The sequence below is a fragment of the Colwellia sp. Bg11-12 genome (assembly GCF_014076955.1).
Lineage (GTDB): Bacteria > Pseudomonadota > Gammaproteobacteria > Enterobacterales > Alteromonadaceae > Colwellia_A.
The window spans coordinates 292,452-315,332 of record NZ_JACGUZ010000071.1 but is presented as its reverse complement, the minus strand read 5'-3'; the positions used below and the strand labels follow the sequence as shown (position 1 = coordinate 315,332).

Sequence of the window (22,881 nt, the reverse complement as noted above, 5' to 3'; positions counted from 1 at the left end):
TATACCAACCGCATTAATGCGGTAATCTCATTGCAACCCGCATGACTGAGCTTCGTGAACGTTTATTTTCTTCCACTTCACTTTCACTAGGTTTTAGTCTTCGACCAATCAAGGCTAATTTTTTACCTTTATTGAGCTCTTCTTCACTAATAGGTAAGCCGCGAGGAACTTTCTTTCCTTGTGAGTGCTTTTTCATAAACTGCTTCACAAGGCGATCTTCTAACGAATGAAAGCTAATCACCACTAAACGGCCATTTTCTGCAAGTACGGACAGCGATGCAGCCAGCACTTTTTCGATTTGCTCTAACTCACTATTAATATAAATGCGGATAGCTTGAAAGCTGCGAGTCGCAGGATGCTTTTTAATTTCGCGTTGTGGCGCAGTCGTTTGAATAATTTTAGCTAATTGGCTGGTACGGGTATAAGGTGTTTCTTCACGGGTATCAACAATTGCGTTAGCAATTCGCCATGCATGTTTTTCTTCACCAAAGGTACGTAATACCCAAGTAATGTCTTCAACATCAGCCACAGCTATCCACTCAGCAGCTGTTTGGCCACGTGTAGTGTCCATACGCATATCGAGTGGGCCGTCTTTCATAAAGCTAAAGCCACGTTCTGCTTCGTCGAGTTGCGGCGAAGATACACCTAGGTCAAGTAAAATACCGTCAACTTTTTCAAGTAACTGATGTTTTTCTGCAATGTTTTCTAAATCGGCAAAACCTTCGTGTTCGATAGTAAATCGAGCATCATCAGCAAATTTTTCAGCCGCTTTAATCGCAGTAAGATCTCTATCAATGGCGATGAGTCGTCCATTTTCAGAAAGCTGAGAAAGAATAAGCGCTGAATGGCCGCCTCGGCCAAAAGTGCAATCGATATAGGTACCATTGGGGTTAATAGCGAGTCCGGCTACTGCTTCGTCAAGCAATACCGAGATATGTGAATTATCTAATTTCATTTTGGGTAATACCATGTTACTGAATACCAAGTGATCAATTCGGTATCGGGTTTATTAACTATTTTTAGTCTTAATTTTGCTCTTTACAGTGATAAATCTAACAAGCGGTCAGTCAACTCAATTTCACCTGACTGAATTTGGCTAATGCCTTTTTGCATTTGCGCTTGCCATGCATTTTCACTCCAAATTTCAAACTTTTTCAATTGTCCAACCAGCATCACACCTTTTTCTAAATTGGCATGAAGACGCAACGGACCATTAATCAATAAGCGACCACTCTTATCAATTTCACAATCAGAAGCATTACCTAAAAGTACTTGCTGTAACAATCGCTCTTGTGGGTTCATGCTAGACAAACTACACAATTTCAATTCTATTTCTTCCCATTCAGGAAGCGGGTATAGGAGTAGGCAGGGATGTTGAATGTCGACGGTACAAACCATTTTTCCTTGGCAATCAGCAAATAGCTCCTCGCGGTACTTGGTCGGTACCGTGATTCTATTTTTACTGTCGAGCGTAATTGCGCTAGTGCCTCTGAACATAATCCCTGCTTTATTATTTTAGTAATCCCTTAAGATCCACTAATTCCCACTTATTCCCACATTGATACAGTTTAGTGAGAAAAGTAAAGCCATGTCAAGCAAAGATTAGTATAAATGATTAGGCCTAACACCAATAAAATTAAGGCTTTGAGCAAAGTTGATGAATTTGTGGGGTTTTGTGGATCATCACCCCAACATATGCATTAAAATTAATTTTTAAGCTGTTTTCGAGGAAAACATCAGCGGTTAGCGACCACTTACGTGATACCAGCCAGCCCTATTATTACCCCCCTAAAAGCGAAGTATAATTTCAACTTAGTTGCGAAGAGATGGATGACTAACGTCTTAGTAAAGCTAGTCGCTATCGATTGTTGTTCAGTAAAGTTGAGTTGATTAAAAAGTAGAATAAAGACAATACCACCAAACGCACCTGTCAAATTCACAAAATAGCGCCAAAGACAGCCATAAAACTAACTACCCCATATACATTGACGCTTTCAAGTGTTGTGGGACAGAAAAGCATGCCAAGCCAGATAGCAGTAAAGGGTAAAATGAAGTTAGGATTGTTTAAGCAAAGGAACTCATCAATAATCAATGCTAGCTTTGCTGATCAAGTTTTTCAGTTAGAAATACAATCGCTGCTGCTGATAAGTTTTTGTTAGAAATATAACTGCGTCCTTTAGCATGCTTTATCAACCAACCCAGCTGGGTCTTTTTGATAAATAGCACATCAGACCACAACAACGTTAGGCTGGCATAAAATGATTTACTCACTATTCCTTGTTCATCTATCGTCAAGTCAACATTACCTTTTGCGGCTTTACTGAGCATTTGGCGCATAACCCACCAAGGTTTTTGATAATAAGTACTCACGGCTTCAAGAATGCCTAAAGCGAAAACAAACCAAGCGGCATAGGGATTCATTTGCGTAAACAGCACCAATAACATGCCCGCAATAGTTAAAGCGATTGATTTTTTATAAGCATTGATAGGGGTAACAATAACAACAGACTCACTAAAGCATTCTTGAAAGTGTGCTTTATCTAGTTCATAAGTTGTTGAGTAAGAAAACGGCTGCGACATAGTGGTTAGAAACTCAGGTAAAATAATAGTGTTATTTTACCTGAGTTTCTTTCAAATGATGAAGTAAATAGTCATTAATAGTTGTGACTATTTAATCTTCTTCATTGAGCGTTGGATTAACAACGTCTAACGTGATGTTTTCCTCTGCAATCATCTCAACTTCGACGCGGTCAACACGTTGTAAGCCTCGTGGTAATTTGTTACCTCGACGACCACGCTCACCGCGGTAATGTTCAACATCACTCGGCTTAAGGGTTAACTTGCGTTTGCCCGCATGTAACGTTACCGAACTGTCAGCTGAAATTACGTTAAGTAGCGAAACAAATTCTTCACGACTTTTCGCTCTAGCAGCAGAGATATTAATAATTTTATTACCTTTACCTTTGCTTAATACCGGTAGGTCTTTGACAGGAAATACCAACATTCTACCTTCAGACGTAATAGCGAGTACTAACATATTGTCAATATTGGTGATAGGTAATGGCCTATTCACTTTGGCGTTTGCTGGCAAGCTCAGTAATGCCTTACCATTTTTATTACGACTGATCATGTCAGAGAATTTCCCAACAAAACCATAACCAGCATCACTACTGAGTAAGTATTTACTTTCATCACTCGCCATTAAGCTGGTAACAAATGTTTCACCTGTTGATAAGCTAAAACGACCACTTAAGGGTTCGCCTTGGCTTCGTGCGGTCGGTAAGGTATGTGCATCGGTTGTATAAGCACGCCCCGTTGAGTCTATAAAAACTACCGGATTATTACTGCGCCCTTTTGATGAGCATAAGTAACTGTCCCCTGATTTATAACTCAACGCTTCGGGTTCAATGTCATGACCTTTAGCACAACGCGCCCAACCTTTTTGAGACACAACAACGGTAACCGCTTCACTGGGCACTAAATCTTTTTCAGAGAGTGCTTTGGCTTCACTGCGTTCAATAAGTACCGAACGACGGTCGTCACCATATTTTTCAGCGGCTTCTTGAATTTCCTTTTTCATCAGCGTGTTCATACGCGCTGTTGAATTTAAGATTTTTTCGAGATATTCACGCTCTATATTAAGTTCTGCTTGCTCTGCTCTTATTTTTATTTCTTCAAGTTTAGCAAGTTGACGAAGCTTAATTTCTAATATTGATTCCGCTTGACGTTCTGATAAATCAAAACGGGAAATTAATTCCTCTTTTGGCTTATCAAAATTTCGGATGATTTCAATAACTTCATCAATATTTAAATAGGCGATCAACAAACCGTCTAATAAATGCAAACGTGCCAAGACTTTGTCAAGACGATACTGTAAGCGACGACGAACGGTTTCGCGGCGATACTCAAGCCACTCAGATAAAATTACCCGCAAGTCTTTTACAGCAGGCTTATTATTTAAACCAATCATATTTAAGTTAACACGGTAACTTTTTTCTAAGTCGGTGCTTGCAAACAAGTGATTCATTAATTGTTCTATATCAACGCGATTAGAACGAGGAATAACAACTAAACGTGTCGGGTTTTCATGATCAGATTCGTCACGTAAATCTACCACCATGGGTAATTTTTTCGCGTTCATTTGTCCGGCAATTTGTTCGAGTATTTTTCCTCCCGAAGCTTGATGAGGTAAAGCAGTAATAACAATATCACCCTGCACTACTTCATAAATTGCACGCATTTTTATGCTGCCTTTACCGGTACGATATATTTTTTCAATATCGGCTTTAGGGGTAATTATTTCAGCATCTGTAGGGTAGTCAGGCCCTTTTACATATTCAAGTAAATCACCAATTTCTGCTTTAGGTTGTTCTATAAGATGAACACAGGCATTGGCAACTTCACGTACATTATGAGGCGGAATATCAGTAGCCATCCCCACCGCAATACCTGTAATACCATTTAACAATATATGTGGTAAACGAGCAGGTAAGGTTTTAGGTTCATTCATGGTACCGTCAAAATTGGGTGTCCAATCTACAGTGCCTTGTCCTAATTCAGCCAATAATATTTCACTAAAGCGTGATAGACGTGATTCTGTATAACGCATCGCGGCGAACGATTTTGGATCGTCCGGCGCACCCCAGTTTCCTTGTCCGTCAACCAATGGATATCGATATGAAAACGGCTGAGCCATTAGCACCATCGCTTCATAACAAGCAGAGTCGCCATGTGGGTGAAATTTACCCAACACATCGCCAACAGTACGTGCAGATTTTTTATATTTAGCGTTAGCAGACAAGCCTAATTCAGACATGGCATAAACAATACGTCTTTGTACGGGTTTCAAGCCATCGCCTATATGTGGCAAAGCTCGATCCATGATCACGTACATCGAATAGTTTAAATAAGACTCTTCGGTGAATTGTCGAAGTGGCCGCTGTTCAATACCTTCTAGGCTAAAATTAAGCGCGTCTGACATGAATTAATTCCTGAGTTGTCATCCTGTTAAGCGATAGCCCTAAAGGTGACTTTGATTATTATTTTTAGATTATATTTGCTAGGCTCTAGCTTATATGATTATACGAGAGGGGAAAATACTTCTTTAGCAATATGTCTAAATTAGTCGTTATTATCTTGGGTTTGATCCTTAAACTGACAAACTTGATTGCGACCATTGCCTTTAGCAGAGTACATGGCTATATCAGCAGCATTAAGTAAATCGTCAAAATTTGGCGCGACTTGCTCTAAACAAGCGACACCAATGCTTACAGTGAGATTTTGTTTAATGTTAAATTCAGACAAGTCTTTGTTCGCCACTTTTTCGCGTAAACGCTCAGCTATAGCTTTAGCTTCAGCACAACCGACCCCAGGTAAAACCCCAACAAACTCTTCTCCGCCTAAACGAGCAAACAGATCCCGAGAACGCATAGTTTCACTACCTAATTGGGCAATTATTTTAATAATTTCGTCACCAACATCATGACCATAATTGTCGTTTATATTTTTGAAAAAATCTATATCAAGCAAAATAACACTTAAGCTTTGTTTTTCATCTATTGCTTTACCTACCGCTTGAGCACCTTTTTCAAATAAAGTACGTCGGTTGTACAAGTTCGTTAAACTGTCAATTTTTGCTAAATATCTTAATTTTTTCTTCACTTTGATTTGTCTAAATAAAAGTATAAGAAAAACAACAACAGTAATGAACAAAATTGAAATATTACGTTGTTGGGCAAACTTTTTATTTTCTGCGGCAATAATTTTTAAACGTTTAATTTTATTTTGGTTGGCTAATAATTCATTCTGCTTAATTTTTTGATCTGTGGCATAGGTTTTATTCAGGTCTTTGATCTTTTCTGCACGGGTCCCATCAAAATATTGATAACCATTTCTTATATATTTTTTCTTATAATCGAATGCTTGCTTAAAGTCTTTCTGAGCAGAGAACGACTTAGCTAAAATAAGGTTTACTTCTGAAAACTCAGGTAAATACAACTGTTTTTCGGGAATTTCATCTCGTAAAACCAATGTTTTTTCAAGCCAAATTATTGCCTGTTTATCATTGTTTGAGTAGTGTTCGATTAAACCATGTATAAAAAATATTAAATATTTTTCTGCTGCGTTAAAGGTTGAGTTAATGTCTTCGAGTTGCAATAAAATATCTTCAACTTTAGCGGCATTCGTTGTAGATTTTTGTTGTACGAGAGATAACAAAGACAAAATTCGGTCATTAACGGGTAGAGGTTCTTTATTGTCAAAAATATTTTCGGGACCTACTGATACGCTTAAACTATTATTTTCTAGAGCGCTTACTTCATCCGCGCCTAAAAAAGGTCGAGCTATTGAAGAAAATGCAGCACTTGCAAAACACAGGCTCAGCAAGAGACTCTTTGAGATACCCGTGAAAAAAGTATGTCTCATTAAAAGTACACCCTATTTTTACCTAATTTTTTAGCTTGATACATATTAATATCCGCATCTTTTATGAGTTGAGCAAAACTTTTATCACTTTCTCTTTGGTTAGAAGATATACCAATACTTACTGTAACACTTGCAAGGTCTTTACAAGACCAGACTTGATTATAAATACTTAAGCGCAACCGTTCAGCAATCTCATAAGCACTTTGTGATGACGTATCAGGTAACAAAATAATAAACTCTTCACCACCAAAACGGCCAAAACTGTCATTTTCACGCATAATACTATTTGCTAACTCAGCAATATCTTTAAGTATTTTGTCGCCAGTATTATGTCCAAAATTATCATTTATTGCTTTAAAGTTATCAACGTCAAGCATAAGTAAACTAAAGAAACTTTGTTCTTTTTTTGCTTGAATAAGCATTTGTTCGCCCAATTCCATCAAGCGTCGGCGGTTAGCAACGCCAGTTAAATCATCTATTTGGCTAATGCGAACTAAATGTTTTTGACTTTGTACCATTTTAAGTAAAAACCAGGCAAGCGATAATACGACCAAGGCCACAAAAAATATCAATAATTGTAAGTTTTTTTCATGGTAAGTCACATCGCTCAGTTGCATTATTTGTACAGAACGCTCCTGCTCAAGAATTTTATTTTTTAAGTCTGCTTGCTTACTTTCATAACGCAGCCTAAGTTCTTCAACCTTTTCCATATTTACGTTCGACTGATCGTTAAATAAACGAGTGAGATATTGGGACTGTTTTTCGTAAGCTTGTTGATATTTTTCTGTTTTATAATAAATTTCAGACTGCAAATACATTAAATTATAATGTGAATAGGTATTTTTAGTTTGACTGTTTCGCGCTAATAAATTTTCAGAAATGTCTAAACTTTCAAGTGCTTCATCGTAGCGTTCCATTGCTTCAAGCACGTATGCCTTGTTTACATTAAAATACAATAACGCATTATGCTGCTGCACGCCTTTAAGGTGCTTTTCTGCAAGCGTAATATACTGATAGGCAACGTCTAAGTCAGGCGTTTTTTTCATAGCGTGTGACATAGATAAACGGGTGTAAACACCACCAATAAGTTCGTCATTACTTAATTTACTCGCGCTTTCTATAACCTCTTCAAACAAAGGGATCGCTTGTTCATAACGATTTTCTTCCATGTGATTTATCGCAATATTTTGTAAACTATTTAGCGCATAAAGTTCCATGCCTGCTTTTTTATAATGTTCATAAGACGCTTGGTAGAATTTTACTGATTTTTGAGAATTAAACATATAAGAGTATAAAATACCCAATTCACTATTAACCGACCCTTTAAGCTCCTCATTATCGAGTGTATTCGCAATGACCAAAGCATTATTGAGCATAGTTAGTGATTTTTCGAATTGTTCTGTTAAGTAATAAACTGCACCTAAATTTATAAAGCCATCAGCAATAAATTTTTTCGCATCTAATGATTCAGCGACCTCTAAACCATTCAGATAGTTTTCTACCGCGCCACTAGCATCCCCTAGGCTTTCTAAAGAAAAACCACGTAAATAGGAAAGTTCTGAAATTAAAATGGTTGGGCTAGTTAAATGCTGTGCTATTTTCAAACCTTGAGACGCAGCATTATGGGCTAATTTATATTGAGAGGTTTCAATATAAATTTCTGCCATTACTTGAAAGTATTTCACCTGATTTTCAACAGTAAGCGCGTTGATATTTGTTTGATAAGAATCTAGCAGCGCAAGTGCACCGGTAATATTGGTATTTTGTAAGTTTTCGACCCGTTCTACAAAAAAGGTGAAGTCACTATTTATTATTTCATCATTGGCAAATGTTTGCATTGATATGAATAAATAGTTAATTAAGAACCAAAAAATCAAGGCAACTTGTTTATAACGTTTTTTTAACAAATTCAACCTCTTATTTATAGTTTTGATGATCCTTTGATCAACTTCAGTTGCAGTATAAAACGATTTAAACCGAATGATAAACCGTTATTTATAATTAATTATTTTTCATTTTTTTTGATAAAAAATAAAACTAGAACAACAACAAGTTTTAATATAAATTAGTAACGTTTTCAGCATTATAAAGTCCCTGTAGCTCAGTTGGATAGAGCAAGCGCCTCCTAAGCGCTAGGTCGGACGTTCGAATCGTCTCAGGGACGCCACCTTCAAAGCTTGCAAATAATTTTAGCCAAGCATTAGGCTGTGATTCTTATTTTACATGAATATGTTAATGGCAATATTAGTTGAGCTATTTATGTCAGTTTTCTTGAACAACAAACTGATTGTTCATTGACGTAAATAAATGCATTCATGCCTTGAAAAACAGCATTATTAGAAATGTCATGTTACTTTATACCTCGCTGCCACCCTGAATATCCCCTTTATTTTAAACATAAAAAAGCCTCGTAAAACGAGGCTTATAAAATATATACGTCCACCATCGAGTATTACTTACTGGTTGACTTTTCTACTGTAACGTCCTTGTCACCTACGATTGAGTTATTACTCAATACTGCTAAAACAGCTAATACGATTACCGCAAAAAGCACTGTTGTCAGCTTAATTCCTCGTGAAGATGACCTGTTCATAAATGTTCCTGTGTCAGGTGTTTTTGTTGTTATTTTGACATCTGTACAAAACTCAACCAATCTATACGATTAATATCGATAATTCAACCATTTATCAGCAATCAATTTAGATGAAATACAAACAACCCTATAGTTACATTATGTTAACATTAGTGCCATTTTTAGAGGTTTGATCTAACTAATACTAAAAAAATCACTTATTTGCATAATATCGTTTGCAGTTTAGTGGTGGTCTAGGCGAAAATGGCATCACTTTCACCCTCATATACTTAGTTAAATATAAGTATAAATATAATAAAGATTTGGAGTCAATATGCCGTCTCGTCAAGAACTGGCCAATGCAATTAGAGCTTTAAGTATGGATGCCGTACAAAAAGCGAAATCCGGACACCCTGGAGCCCCAATGGGCATGGCAGATATTGCCGAAGTATTATGGCGCGATTTTCTCAAGCATAACCCAACTGACCCGAACTGGACTGACCGCGATCGTTTTGTTTTGTCGAATGGTCATGGTTCAATGCTTATATATTCTTTATTACATTTAACCGGTTATGAATTACCGATTGAAGAATTAAAGAACTTCCGCCAATTACATTCTAAAACACCTGGGCATCCAGAATATGGTTATACTCCAGGCGTAGAAACAACCACAGGCCCGTTAGGTGCTGGTATTTCTAATGCAGTTGGTATGGCAATAGCAGAAAGAACACTTGCCGCACAATTTAACCGTGATGGTCACGATATTGTTGATCACTTTACTTATTGCTTCTTAGGTGATGGTTGTTTAATGGAAGGTATTTCACATGAAGTATGTTCATTAGCTGGCACGTTAGGTTTAGGCAAACTCGTCGCTTTTTGGGACGACAACGGTATTTCAATTGACGGTAAAGTTGAAGGTTGGTTTACTGATGACACCCCTGCTCGTTTTGAAGCTTACGGCTGGCACGTAATAAGCGTTGACGGTCACGACTCAGCGGCTATAGCAGCGGCAATTACAGCAGCTAAAGCAGTCACTGATAAACCTTCAATGATTTGTTGTAAAACGATTATTGGTTTTGGCTCACCCAATAAAGAAGGCACGCATGATTGTCATGGCGCACCATTAGGTGATGACGAAATTGCAGCGACACGTAAAGCGTTAAATTGGCCACATGCCCCTTTTGAAATTCCAAGCGATGTTTACGCTGAATGGGATCAAAAAGAAAAAGGTCAATCAAGTCAAGTTTCTTGGAATGACCAATTTTCAGCATATCAACAAGCTCACCCCGAACTTGCTGCGGAATACGAGCGCAGAGTTATTAAAGGTGATTTACCAAGCGACTTCGAAGAAAAAGCCAATGCCTTAATACAGGCTTGCCAAGATAAAGGCGAAAATATTGCTTCGCGCAAAGCTTCGCAAAATACTATTGAAGCTTTTGGCGCTATCTTACCTGAGTTATTGGGTGGTTCTGCCGATTTAGCTGGATCTAACTTAACGTTATGGTCAGGTTCAAAAGGTATTGAGAAAGACGCTGCAGGTAACTACATTTATTACGGCGTACGTGAATTTGGTATGAGCGGTATTATGAATGGCGTTTCATTGCACGGTGGTTTCATTAACTACGGCGCAACGTTCATGATGTTTATGGAATACGCACGTAACGCAGTTCGTATGTCGGCTTTAATGGGTATTCAAAATATATTTGTCTACACTCATGATTCTATTGGTCAAGGTGAAGATGGTCCAACACATCAACCTGTAGAGCAGTTAACTAATTTACGTACGACTCCGAATATGGATACTTGGCGCCCGTGTGATGCAACAGAATCTGTTGTTGCTTGGAAGTCAGCAATTGAACGTAAAAATGGCCCTACGTCATTAATATTCTCTCGCCAAGGTTTAGCTGCGGTAGCACGTAACAATGAGCAAGTAGCAAACATTGCCAAAGGCGCTTATGTATTACAAGACTGTGACGGCACTGCTGACGTAATTTTAATTGCGACCGGCTCTGAAGTTTCTTTAGCGCTTGATTCAGCAAAACAATTAACCACTGAAGGTAAAAAAGTACGCGTAGTCTCTATGCCTTCTACCAACACTTTTGATGCTCAGTCAAACGAGTACAAAGAATCGGTATTACCTTCATCAGTAATAAAGCGTGTCGCAATAGAAGCGGCGCACACTGATTTTTGGTACAAGTATGTTGGTTTTTCTGGCGCTGTTGTCGGTATGACAACCTTTGGTGAATCTGCACCGGGTAACGTGTTACTCGAGCATTTTGGCTTCACGATTGCAAACGTTGTTAAAACAGTAAACCAGCTTTAAGTATTAACCAAAGTCTATAAGCTAACACCCTTAAGCGACATAAATCATCGCTTAAGGGATTGTTACTTTTATTAATATCATAAATAATGCTATCAACCTATGCCGATAAACTTATGTCTGTAAACATTGCTATCAATGGCTTTGGTCGAATTGGCCGAAGTGTGGCTCGTGCTTTATATGAAAATGCTGATAATAGCTATCTAAAGCTCGTCGCTATTAATGAAATTGCCGAACCGAAAGGCATCGCCCACTTATTAAAATACGACACCACTCATGGTCGTTTTCCTTTTTCAGTAGAGTTAATCGATGATCAATTAGTGATCGCCGGCGATGTAATAAAACTGAGTCATGAGAAGTCACTTGGCGATATGCCATGGAGAAAAAATAACATTGATATCGTCCTTGATTGCACTGGTAAATTTGCCAATCAACGCGATGGAAATATTCACTTAAGTCAGGGGGCTGGTAAAGTACTTTACTCTTACCCTGGAGAACAAGACGTTGATGCCACCATTATTTATGGAATTAATCATCATCAGCTCAGTGAAAAAGATAAAATAGTTTCAAACGGCTCCTGTACAACAAACTGTATTGTACCCGTGATAAAAGTAATTGATGAAGCTTTCGGCGTTGAAAGTGGCAGTATCACAACCATTCATTCATCTATGCATGATCAACAAGTTATCGACGCTTACCACCCAGACTTGCGCCTTAGTCGGGCAGCAAGCCAATCTATTATTCCGGTTGACACAAAATTGGCGGCAGGCATTGAAAGAATACTGCCCAAATTTGCTGGTCGTTTTGAAGCGATAGCCGTTCGAGTGCCTACTATTAATGTTACTGCGATGGATTTAAGCTTAACCTTGTCGACTGATGTTGATATTAACGCGATTAACCAAGCGATTATTGCCGCCCAAAATAATGGCTTACAAGGTATTTTAGGTTATACCGAAGAACCACTTGTTTCTGTAGATTTTAATCACGACCCACATTCTTGCATTGTCGATGGTAACCAAACGCGTGTTAGCCATAAACGTCTAGTTAAAATGCTAGTGTGGTGTGATAACGAATGGGGGTTTGCCAATCGAATGATAGATACAGCAAAAGCCATGGCGAAAGATATTCAGCTTAAAAAATAAGAACGATATAAATACCCACAACTTTAAAATTTATCCAATAGGAAACAGCAAATGTCAGTAATTAAAATGACCGACTTGGCGCTCGCCAATCAAAGAGTTTTGATCCGTGAAGATCTCAACGTACCTGTTAAAGACGGAAAAATAACCTCTGATGCTAGATTAAGAGCAGCTTTACCTACCCTTAAACTCGCTTTAGAAGCGGGTGCAAAAGTAATGATCATGTCTCACCTTGGTCGTCCAACAGAAGGTGAGTACAACGAAGAATTTTCTTTACAGCCCGTCGCTGACTATTTAGCAGCAGCATTAAATGCTCCGGTACGTTTAGCGAAAGACTACTTAAACGGCGTAGATGCAAAAGTGGGTGAATTAGTTGTTTTTGAAAACATTCGTTTTAATGTCGGTGAAAAGAAAAATGATGATGTTTTAGCGAAAAAATTAGCGGCACTTTGTGATATTTTTGTGATGGACGCATTCGGCACGGCTCACCGCGCGCAAGCGAGTACACACGGCGTAGCAAAGTTTGCCCCTATCGCTTGTGCAGGTCCTTTATTATCTGGTGAATTAGAAGCACTTGGAAAGGCACTTGATAACCCTGCACGTCCTTTAGTGGCGATTGTTGGTGGCTCTAAAGTGTCAACAAAGTTAACGGTACTAGAATCTTTAGCTAACATTGTTGACCAATTAGTGGTTGGTGGCGGTATTGCGAATACCTTTATTGCCGCAAATGGTCATAATGTTGGAAAATCATTATACGAAAAAGATTTGCTTGATGAAGCTAATCGCTTAACGGCACAAGCAAAAGCAAATGATGGTGATATTCCGGTACCTACCGATGTTATTACTGGCACAGAGTTTTCAGAAACAGCCATCGCAACAATAAAATCTGTGAATGATGTGACTGATGAAGATATGATTTTTGATATCGGCCCAGATTCAGCGCAAGCATTAGTTGAGATAATCAAAAATGCTGGCACTATTGTCTGGAACGGACCTGTAGGTGTTTTTGAATTTGACCAATTTGGTCGTGGCACAGAAACTATTGCTAAAGCTATAGCTGAAAGTTCAGCTTTTTCAATTGCCGGTGGTGGTGATACTTTAGCGGCTGTTGATAAATATAATATCGCCGACAAAGTCTCTTATATTTCAACAGGTGGCGGTGCTTTCTTAGAATTCTTAGAAGGTAAAAAACTACCTGCTGTCGCTATTTTAGAAGAACGTGCTCAGTCATAAGTAATTATCTACAAAAAAACATCAAATAATTAATGTTATTGAAGCCCTGATTTATTTTATAAATCAGGGCTTTTTCATTAATAGATAACCATCATTGTCTCTTCAACGAATAAAGTTTTTATAAAACAAAAATATCACTTTGTCATAAGTTCTGCTCTTTCGTTGTAAACTTACAAAACAAAAGTATAAATTTCTCTTCAATAGTGAGTTAAATGGGATTCTTGACGGTAATTATCGAACATTATTTAAATTAGACATAAAACAAACAAATAAAAACCACACAAGCGACATTTTTTTCTTTTGCCATGTCAATTTCTTATCTGATATACTTACGTTACGAAAGCTTAAATTTCATAATGAAACTTGCGTTTTGAAATTAAGTAAAAACACTATATGACATCTTAAATACTTAGGAGTAATTCAATGGCTTTAATTTCTATGCGCCAAATGTTAGATCACGCAGCAGAATACGGATACGGTATTCCCGCTTTTAACGTTAACAACTTAGAACAAGTCAGAGCAATCATGATCGCTGCAGACAAAACCAATAGCCCTGTTATTTTACAAGGCTCTGCAGGTGCTCGTAAGTATGCTGGTGCTCCTTTTTTGCGTCACCTAATTCTAGCTGCGATTGAAGAATTCCCTCATATCCCTGTTGTTATGCATCAAGATCATGGTACTTCACCTAGTGTTTGTCAGCGTTCAATTCAATTAGGTTTTTCATCAGTCATGATGGACGGTTCTTTGATGTCTGACGGTAAAACACCTTCAAGCTACGAATACAATGTAGATGTAACCCGCAGAACTGTCGAAATGGCTCATGCTTGTGGTGTTTCTGTTGAAGGTGAATTAGGTTGCCTAGGTTCTTTAGAAACCGGAGAAGCTGGTGAAGAAGACGGTATTGGTGCAGTAGGTATTTTAACGAAAGAGCAAATGTTAACAGACCCTGAAGAAGCCGCTGATTTTGTTAAGAAAACTCAAGTTGATGCTCTAGCTATTGCTTGTGGTACTTCTCATGGTGCTTACAAATTCACCCGTCCACCAACAGGTGATATTCTAGCCATTGACCGCATTAAAGCGATACATAGTCGTATCCCAAATACCCATTTAGTCATGCACGGTTCATCATCAGTACCGCAAGAGTGGTTAGCAATTATCAATGAATTTGGCGGAAAAATCCCTGAAACTTACGGTGTGCCAGTAGAGCAAATTCAAGAAGGTATTAAAAACGGTGTGCGTAAAATCAATATTGATACCGATTTACGTTTAGCTTCAACAGGTGCTACTCGTCGTTTCTTAGCGCAAAACCCAAGTGAATTTGATCCTCGTAAATTTTTAGCTGAAACGACAAAAGCGATGACTGAAATTTGTATTGCTCGTTATGATTCATTTGGCGCTTCAGGTAACGCAGATAAAATCAAACCGCTTTCATTAGATACTATGTTTGATTTATACGATGCTGGCAAGCTAGCTGCTATTGTAAAGTAGTTAACATCTCATCAATAAAAAAAGGGCTTAGGCCCTTTTTTTTATAAGCATTTTTTATAATATTATTAGAAATATTTATAAAAATTCTCTATAATCATCCGCTATTTTATTATGGAGTATGAAAAATGGACAATATTACTAATTGGTTAGTTGAAAACCAGCCTATGTTACAAGAAAATCTAATAAAATTTATCATCGCGATTGCTATCTTTATGATTGGTAAATTTGTCGCAAAACTCATCAGTTCAGCAACAAAGAAAATCCTTACCCACAAAAAATTTGATAATACCGTAACTTCTTTTATCGCTAGCTTAATTTATGGCTTAGTTGTGATGGTTGCCTTTATTGCTGCGATTTCTCACTTAGGTTTTAATACCACATCATTAGTGGCCATTGTTGGTGCTGCAGGTCTTGCAATAGGCTTAGCATTACAAGGCTCGTTATCAAATTTTGCTTCCGGCATCTTACTTATTTCATTAAAGCCTTTTAAAGCAGGCGATTTTGTTGAAATTTCAGGTACCGCAGGTATTGTTGAAGAAGTGCATGTATTTTCAACACAGTTAAGAACCGGTGATAACAAAACCGTTATTATTCCTAATGGTGGCATTACAAGTGGCACCATTACAAATTATTCAGCTAAACCAACCAGAAGAATAGATTTAGTGATTGGTGTTGGTTATAGCGCAGATTTAAAGCTAACAAAACAAATATTAAAAGATGTGGTTAGTCGCCATGACTTAGTTTTAAAAGAACCTGCTATTACCATAGGTGTTAGTGAATTAGCCGATAGCTCAGTAAACTTTATTGTTCGTCCATGGGTTAAAACAGCAGATTATTGGCCTGTGCATTTTGATTTATTAGAAGCAATTAAAATTGCCTTAGATGACGCTGACATTGAAATCCCATTCCCACAACTTTCTGTACATGTTAATCAAGAGACCAAAAATGAACAATAAATTAGCAATTGTTGCCTTATGCGGCAGCTTATCACTTAATACCTTTGCCGAAGAAGTAGAAGCTCCTAAAGATCCATTAAGCATGTCAGCGGAATTAGGCGCACTATTTAAAACGGGTGACAATAAAAGTACCGATATAAAAGCAGGCTTCGATTTAGATCATGAATTAGGCTTATGGCGAAGTACTGTTCGCTTTGACTTGCTTGCAAGTAAAGCTGAGATTGAAGATGAAGACGGTGTTGAACGCTCTCAAACAACAGATCAACAATGGAAAATAGTCGGTCAAACAAACTATACCATTGGCACTAAAAAAACTAATTACGTTTATGGAAATGTGTCACACGACGACAATCGTTTTGGTGGATTTGAAACTCAAAGTTCGATTTCTACTGGTTGGGGTCGTCGTTGGTATGAAAGTAAAATGGCTACCTTTGATGCTGATATCGGACCAGGTTACAAAAAAGACGTAGTGCGTTTAGAAGATGAAAACGGTAATGAGTACACTGAAAACAAAGGCGCTTTCATTATTCAAGCGCAAGCATTGTACACGCGTAAATTAAACGAACATGTTAAATTTAAACAGCGATTTGTTGCCAAATACGCCACAAAAAGTGGCGAAAACAGTAATTATCAAGCTGAAAGCTCTATTACAACAAAATTGATTTCGACTTTACAGTTAAAAGTTAGCTTTAAAATTGATCATAATACTGATGTTGAAGAAGGCAAAGAAAACACCAATACACAAACAGCCTTAACGCTTGTTTATAGCTTCTAGTTTACCTAAACTAAGATGCATTATTTAGCCTTCACCCCTTTGAAGGCTAAATAATTTCCGCTTTATCCCCAGTATCAATATCTATTAGCACGAATTTCATCCCCTTTTTATTTCAACGCCACCCAGCAATAATTATTTAAATTCAACGGCAAAAAAAAACCCTAACATTAAAAATGCCAGGGCCTTTATTATTTATAAGCGATGAAAAAAACGTTTATTCCCATTCAATCGTCGCGGGTGGTTTACCTGAAATATCGTAAACAACACGAGAAATACCATCAATCTCGTTAATAATACGGTTAGATACTAACCCTAAGAAATCGTAGGGTAAATGTGACCAACGCGCTGTCATAAAATCAATAGTTTCCACACAACGTAATGATACTACCCAGTCATATTTACGTGCATCACCCATAACGCCAACTGACTTCACCGGTAAAAACACCGTAAACGCTTGGCTTACTTTGGTGTATAAATCATGTTTGTGTAATTCTTCAATGAAAATAGCATCTGCACGGCGTAATAAGTCAGCATATTCTTTTTTCACTTCACCTAAAATACGTACACCTAATCCAGGTCCAGGGAACGGGTGACGATAAAGCATATCGTAGGGTAAACCAAGCTCTAAGCCTATCTTACGTACTTCATCTTTAAAGAGTTCACGTAAGGGCTCAACTAGCCCTAATTTCATGTAATCAGGTAAACCACCAACATTATGATGCGATTTAATTACATGTGCTTTACCCGTTGCAGAGGCCGCTGATTCAATTACATCAGGGTAGATAGTACCTTGTGCTAACCATTTAGCATTATCAAGCTTGTTCGATTCTTCTTCGAACACATCAATAAAAACATTACCGATAATTTTACGCTTTGCTTCTGGCTCACTTTCACCCGCTAAACGGTTTAAAAATCTATCTTCTGCTTCAATTTTAATGATATTTAAACCGAAGTGGTCACCAAACATATCCATGACTTGCTGGCCTTCGTCTAAACGAAGTAAACCATTATCAACAAATACACAGGTCAATTTATCGCCAATCGCACGATGTAGTAACATCGCAACTACTGATGAATCAACGCCGCCTGAAAGACCTAAGATAACTTCGTCGTCTCCGACTTGAGCTTTCATTTTAGCGATAGCATCATCAATAATCGATGATGCAGTCCATAATTTTTCACACTGACAAATTTCAACAACAAAGTTTTCTAAGATACGTAAACCCTGTTTAGTGTGGGTCACTTCAGGGTGAAACTGCACACCATAAAATTTCTTTTCTTCATTTGCCATTGCTGCATAAGCACAACTTGAAGTTTGAGCAACCGTAGTAAAACCTGTTGGAATAGCAGACACTTTATCGCCGTGGCTCATCCAAACGTCAAGCAAAGCATTACCATTAGTACCAATACTGTCTTCAACATTGTTAAATAACGCAGATTTTGCAATAAGTTCAACCGCAGCATAACCAAATTCTTTATGCGTTGAACTTTGTACGCCACCGCCAAGTTGTTCAGCCATTGTTTGCATGCCGTAACAAATGCCTAATACCGGAACACCAGCGCTATAAACATATTCAGGTGCGCGAGGTGAATTTTCTGCAGTGACCGACTCCGGGCCGCCAGCTAGAATGATACCTGTAGGGTTAAAACCTTTTATTTGCTCTTCAGTTACATCCCAAGACCAAAGCTCACAATAAACACCTATTTCACGAACGCGACGCGCAATTAGCTGGGTATATTGAGAACCAAAATCTAAAATTAGTATTCGGTGATCATGAATGTCTTTACTCATGTTGTTTTCCTACTTTATTTAACTATTTATAAAATGAACAGGCTGAGTTGTTATCTCATTAAGATGTCAACTCAGCCTGCTTGAATTTTTTTTTCTTACATCAATAAAAACGTAAGAATAGTTGAGTTTGATGCTAGTTAATACTCTGGCAAAGAAGAGGCACGGAGTTGACGTTAGTCAATGAGTACCTCTGATGCAGCCATTATGTTAAATAGCAATAAAATCAGCTGTTCGATTAGCCCATACGATAGTTAGGTGCTTCTTTAGTGATTGCCACATCATGTACATGTGACTCACCCATACCCGCAGAGGTTATTTTCATAAACTCTGGTTTCGTGCGCATCGTCTCAATATCTTTAGAGCCAGTTAAGCCCATTGATGAACGTAACCCACCCATTTGTTGATGAATAATGGCTGAAACTGGACCTTTATAAGCAACACGACCTTCAATACCTTCAGGTACTAATTTGTCTGCCTCGCCATCTGTCTTTTGAAAGTATCTGTCACTAGAACCATCTTTTTGAGCCATAGCACCTAACGACCCCATACCACGATAAGACTTGTAGTAGCGGCCTTGATAAAGCTCAACTTCACCAGGAGATTCTTCAGTACCCGCTAACATGCTACCAACCATAACGCAGTGCGCGCCAGCAACAAGTGCTTTAGCAATATCACCAGAGAAGCGAATGCCACCATCAGCAATAACAGGAATACCTGTGCCTTTAAGCGCTTCTACCGCATTCGATATAGCGGTTAGTTGTGGCACACCAACACCCGTAACAATACGCGTAGTACAAATTGAACCTGGGCCAATGCCAACTTTTACTGCGTCGACACCAACGTCGGCTAAGGCTTTTGCGCCAGAGCCAGTTGCAACATTACCCGCAACAATTTGTAAGTCAGGGTATTTATCACGAGTTTCTTTAACTCGGTCAAGAACACCTTGAGAGTGACCATGAGAAGTATCAATTAATAGAACATCAACTCCTGCGGCAACTAATGCGTCAATACGTTCGTCAGTACCTGCACCAACACCTACTGCCGCACCAACACGTAAACGACCAAGATGATCTTTACAGGCATTAGGCTTGCTTTCAGCTTTTTGATAATCTTTAGCGGTAATTAAGCCAACTAATTTGAACGCATCATCAACCACTAAAATTTTCTCAATACGGTTGCTGTGCATTAAGCCTAGAATTTCTTCACGTGCAGCACCTTCTTTCACCGTCACTAAGTTTTCTTTAGGTGTCATCAGTGCTGATACTGGCTTAGTTAAGTCAGTTTCAAAGCGTAAATCACGACCCGTAATAATACCGGTAAGATTGCTATTTTTATCAATAACAGGAAAACCAGAAAACCCAAGGTCATCGGCTTTATGCATGACTTCTTCAATCGTAAAGTCAGCATTGACTGTCACGGGATCTGAAACAATACCACTTTCGTATTTTTTTACTTTCAATACGTTAGCTGCTTGTTCAGCAATCGTCATGTTTTTGTGGATAAAACCTAAACCGCCTTCTTGCGCAAGTGTAATAGCAAGAGGTGCTTCAGTAACTGTATCCATAGACGCAGAAACCATAGGTATATTCAAATTGATTTTACGGGTTAATTTAGTTTTTAAATCAGCCGTGTGTGGGAGTACATTTGAATGAGCAGGTACAAGTAATACGTCATCAAACGTTAGTGCTTCTTGGGCAATTCTTAGCATCGCAACATCTCTCTAAAAAGGTTGGTTAGGGAGTGAATATTGCGGCAGAATTTTAACCGCTTTGTGGTTTGAGAACAACTTAAATTTAACGATAAACTAAAATAAATATCCCGAGATAGTTTGAAGAAATATATAACACACACGTTCCACTTGAATATGCGGGATCGAGCTTGAATGATAAACGCCTTTAAGCCAGATATTGATTGAAGATAATAGTTATTCTATTTTTGAAATCAATAACGTAGAATAAAGTGTTTATAAACTAGCCCTTCGGGGAAATCTGAGCAAACCCAAGTAGAGCGAGTATATCGACTAAAATCGCTTTCACATTATAAAAAGTAAGTGATTTATGGCTACGCAGCACATTTTACAAGTTAGTGAACTCACAAAAAAAGTAAAGTTCATGCTAGAAAGTGAACTTAATACCGTATGGTTATGTGGTGAAATATCAAATTTCATTGCTGCTAGCTCAGGTCATTGGTATTTATCACTCAAAGACAGTAAATCACAAGTGCGATGTGCAATGTTTAAAGGCAACAATCGACGAGTAAGGTTAGCGGGAAGTTCAACACCACGTAATGGTCAGCAAGTTTTAGTGCGTGCCAAGGTTTCTTTGTATGAGCCTCGAGGTGATTTTCAATTAATTATTGAAATGATGGAAGATGCCGGTGAAGGCATATTAAGGCAACAGTTTGAACAATTAAAAAGCAAGTTGAATGCACAAGGATTATTCGGCCAACAATTTAAGCAAGCAATTCCTAGAAACATTACAACTGTTGGTGTCGTTACCTCACCAACAGGCGCAGCAGTAAAAGATATTATTTCTGTTCTGCAAAGGCGTAACCCCGCTATTGCAGTCGTCATTTATCCCGCCCTTGTTCAGGGTGAGCACGCCAAAGGTGATATTGCTCATGCTATTGATATCGCCAATCAACGTGAAGAGTGCCAAGTATTAATTGTCGGTCGTGGTGGTGGCTCTCTAGAAGACTTATGGCCCTTTAATGAAGAAGACGTAGTCAATGCTATTTTTCACAGTCGTATTCCTGTGATCAGTGCTGTGGGTCACGAAATAGACACAACATTAAGTGATCTTGTTGCTGATTTAAGGGCACCAACACCGTCCGCTGCTGCAGAGCTCGTTTCACAAGACAATAGTGAATTACAAACGCGATTACGTGAGTTGTCAAAGCGAGCTCAACATTTATTTACTCAAAAAGTTAAACAAGAAAATTTAACCTTACAGACTTTAATACATCGATTGACGCAAGTTCATCCCGAAAGGAAACTTCAACAGTACCAGCAAAAATCAGATGAGTTAAACATCCGCCTAGATAAAGTAATAAAGCATCAGTTTGAACGTTTTAGGCAAGCCCCCGAAAAACTAGCCAGAGATTTACAATATTGCGATCCAAGTAAAGTTATTATTCAACATCAAAAGACACTTAGCCACTTAGATGAAAAATTACAAAGAGATTTTCATCTTATTGTAAAAAACAAAACTGAACATTTTGTCAGTGTCATTGAACAGCTTAATATTGTTAGCCCACTCGCAACGATTGCTCGTGGCTATAGTGTCAGTAGAAATAGTCGTCATCAAATTATTAGAACAAAAGATCAAGTGAGTGTCGGCGATGAAATATCCATTCAAGTGAACGACGGCAGTATTTTTACAAAAGTTATCAGCAATGTTTAATTTTCAGCAATAACGGCATGCTGAAGTAATTTTATTACTGAGGCTTTGCTTTTCTCTTCGAATTTTAGTCCAATACAAAGACCATTGGCTTGTGGTTTATAACTACACGTTTCGGCTAAAAACTTTAAGTTGCCGAGTCCTTGAAAGTCTTCAACGACTAATTCGACAGATTTATCTTTTTCCATCACCAAAGATTCACCATTATTAATCAATACTTGGCAGCCGTTCACTGAAATATCTATAATTGTCGCTTGCCAATATTCTTTGGCGATTTTTATCTTTGCAACAATGTCGGTATCAATGCGCATTGCTGACCGTAAACTTTGTAAGCTCACTGAACGAGGGAAATCAAGTACGATTAATCGAGAGGGAATTTGTAGCGTTTGTTTCACATTACTCACAAAAGCAACCACAGCGCCCTCATGCCCTTCAATTAAACCACGAACGGTAATTCCCGTTCCTTGAGTGATATGTTGCGAAAAACTGCCTAGTTTTTTAGGGTCTGGAAATTGTATCAACACATAATGTTTTGGCAAATAACCAATAAAGGTGCTGCGAAATTTTGCTTTTTGTCCTGCTGGTGTTGCTATATCTATCGTGATGGTTGAACCTGATTGCAATAAACCCAGATTTCGATTTAAGCGGTTAACCAACGCAATTTTTTGAGGGGTAGCAGCCATAATGTTAACATTTAAGAATAATTCTTTTAAATGTAGCACTTAGCAAAAAGCCAATCAAATGATTGGCTTCAGTAATACGCATTTAATACTAGAAAGACATAA

The 22,881-nt window shown here is 38.1% G+C and carries 17 protein-coding genes and 1 tRNA gene; 8 read left to right on the top strand and 10 right to left on the bottom strand.

Features of this window, described 5'->3' with window-relative positions; translation table 11 throughout:
• Positions 1-13: 13 nt before the first annotated feature.
• The 6 genes from rsmH to H4J39_RS10335 all read right to left on the bottom strand — a co-directional run bounded on the left by rsmH (position 14) and on the right by H4J39_RS10335 (position 8,330).
• A complete protein-coding gene (gene rsmH, locus H4J39_RS10360) occupies positions 14-955 on the bottom strand; it encodes a 16S rRNA (cytosine(1402)-N(4))-methyltransferase RsmH (RefSeq protein ID WP_182227997.1) in 942 nt (313 codons plus the stop codon).
• An 83-nt stretch (positions 956-1,038) separates the two neighbouring features.
• The gene (gene mraZ / locus H4J39_RS10355; protein ID WP_070374782.1) at positions 1,039-1,497 is read right to left on the bottom strand and encodes a division/cell wall cluster transcriptional repressor MraZ; all 459 of its coding nucleotides are present in this window, start codon (positions 1,495-1,497) and stop codon (positions 1,039-1,041) included.
• Positions 1,498-2,094: 597 nt separating this feature from the next.
• Complete coding sequence (locus H4J39_RS10350) at positions 2,095-2,580, bottom strand: YcxB family protein (protein WP_182227995.1); 486 nt, start codon at positions 2,578-2,580, stop codon at positions 2,095-2,097.
• 91 nt (positions 2,581-2,671) lie between these two features.
• A complete protein-coding gene (gene parC, locus H4J39_RS10345) occupies positions 2,672-4,981 on the bottom strand; it encodes a DNA topoisomerase IV subunit A (protein WP_182227993.1) in 2,310 nt (769 codons plus the stop codon).
• 140 nt (positions 4,982-5,121) lie between these two features.
• On the bottom strand, positions 5,122-6,423 hold the full coding sequence (locus H4J39_RS10340) for a GGDEF domain-containing protein (RefSeq protein WP_182227991.1): 1,302 nt from the start codon (positions 6,421-6,423) through the stop codon (positions 5,122-5,124).
• Positions 6,423-8,330, bottom strand: coding sequence for a GGDEF domain-containing protein (locus H4J39_RS10335; RefSeq protein ID WP_182227989.1), 1,908 nt, complete (start codon positions 8,328-8,330; stop codon positions 6,423-6,425). Before H4J39_RS10335 ends, H4J39_RS10340 begins: the two co-directional genes overlap by 1 nt.
• 183 nt (positions 8,331-8,513) lie before the next feature.
• Here H4J39_RS10335 and H4J39_RS10330 point away from each other — a divergent pair.
• A tRNA-Arg gene (locus tag H4J39_RS10330) sits at positions 8,514-8,590 on the top strand.
• Between the two features lie 285 nt (positions 8,591-8,875).
• Here the strand turns inward: H4J39_RS10330 and H4J39_RS10325 are convergent.
• On the bottom strand, positions 8,876-9,016 hold the full coding sequence (locus H4J39_RS10325; protein WP_182227987.1) for a hypothetical protein: 141 nt from the start codon (positions 9,014-9,016) through the stop codon (positions 8,876-8,878).
• A gap of 313 nt (positions 9,017-9,329) precedes the next feature.
• Here H4J39_RS10325 and tkt point away from each other — a divergent pair, with 313 nt between their 5' ends.
• The 6 genes from tkt (at position 9,330) to H4J39_RS10295 (ending at position 16,906) form a co-directional block, all read left to right on the top strand.
• Positions 9,330-11,318 carry a transketolase gene (tkt, locus tag H4J39_RS10320; RefSeq protein ID WP_182227985.1) on the top strand — a complete coding sequence of 663 codons (1,989 nt, stop codon included), beginning with the start codon at positions 9,330-9,332 and terminating at the stop codon, positions 11,316-11,318.
• A 113-nt stretch (positions 11,319-11,431) separates the two neighbouring features.
• Positions 11,432-12,457: an erythrose-4-phosphate dehydrogenase gene (epd, locus tag H4J39_RS10315; RefSeq protein WP_182227983.1), complete on the top strand. Its 1,026-nt coding sequence runs from the start codon at positions 11,432-11,434 to the stop codon at positions 12,455-12,457.
• Positions 12,458-12,508: 51 nt separating this feature from the next.
• Complete coding sequence (locus tag H4J39_RS10310) at positions 12,509-13,687, top strand: phosphoglycerate kinase (RefSeq protein ID WP_182227981.1); 1,179 nt, start codon at positions 12,509-12,511, stop codon at positions 13,685-13,687.
• 423 nt (positions 13,688-14,110) lie between these two features.
• Entirely contained in the window at positions 14,111-15,175 is a 1,065-nt protein-coding gene (fba, locus tag H4J39_RS10305) for a class II fructose-bisphosphate aldolase (RefSeq protein WP_182227979.1), read from the top strand.
• 125 nt (positions 15,176-15,300) lie between these two features.
• On the top strand, positions 15,301-16,131 hold the full coding sequence (locus tag H4J39_RS10300) for a mechanosensitive ion channel family protein (protein ID WP_182227977.1): 831 nt from the start codon (positions 15,301-15,303) through the stop codon (positions 16,129-16,131).
• Positions 16,121-16,906, top strand: coding sequence for a YdiY family protein (locus H4J39_RS10295; protein WP_182227975.1), 786 nt, complete (start codon positions 16,121-16,123; stop codon positions 16,904-16,906). Before H4J39_RS10300 ends, H4J39_RS10295 begins: the two co-directional genes overlap by 11 nt.
• 214 nt (positions 16,907-17,120) lie before the next feature.
• On the opposite strand, the gene guaA is transcribed toward H4J39_RS10295, so the two are convergent.
• Positions 17,121-18,698, bottom strand: a complete 1,578-nt coding sequence (guaA, locus tag H4J39_RS10290) for a glutamine-hydrolyzing GMP synthase (RefSeq protein ID WP_182227973.1) — start codon at positions 18,696-18,698, stop codon at positions 17,121-17,123.
• Between the two features lie 235 nt (positions 18,699-18,933).
• Positions 18,934-20,406, bottom strand: coding sequence for an IMP dehydrogenase (guaB, locus tag H4J39_RS10285; RefSeq protein WP_182227971.1), 1,473 nt, complete (start codon positions 20,404-20,406; stop codon positions 18,934-18,936).
• A 349-nt stretch (positions 20,407-20,755) separates the two neighbouring features.
• On the opposite strand from guaB, the gene xseA reads away from it, so the two are divergent.
• The gene (gene xseA / locus H4J39_RS10280; RefSeq protein WP_182227969.1) at positions 20,756-22,099 is read left to right on the top strand and encodes an exodeoxyribonuclease VII large subunit; all 1,344 of its coding nucleotides are present in this window, start codon (positions 20,756-20,758) and stop codon (positions 22,097-22,099) included.
• Here the strand turns inward: xseA and H4J39_RS10275 are convergent.
• Positions 22,096-22,779 carry a PilZ domain-containing protein gene (locus H4J39_RS10275; protein WP_182227967.1) on the bottom strand — a complete coding sequence of 228 codons (684 nt, stop codon included), beginning with the start codon at positions 22,777-22,779 and terminating at the stop codon, positions 22,096-22,098. The two genes, xseA and H4J39_RS10275, sit on opposite strands and share 4 nt — an antisense overlap.
• Between the last annotated feature and the right edge of the window lie 102 nt (positions 22,780-22,881).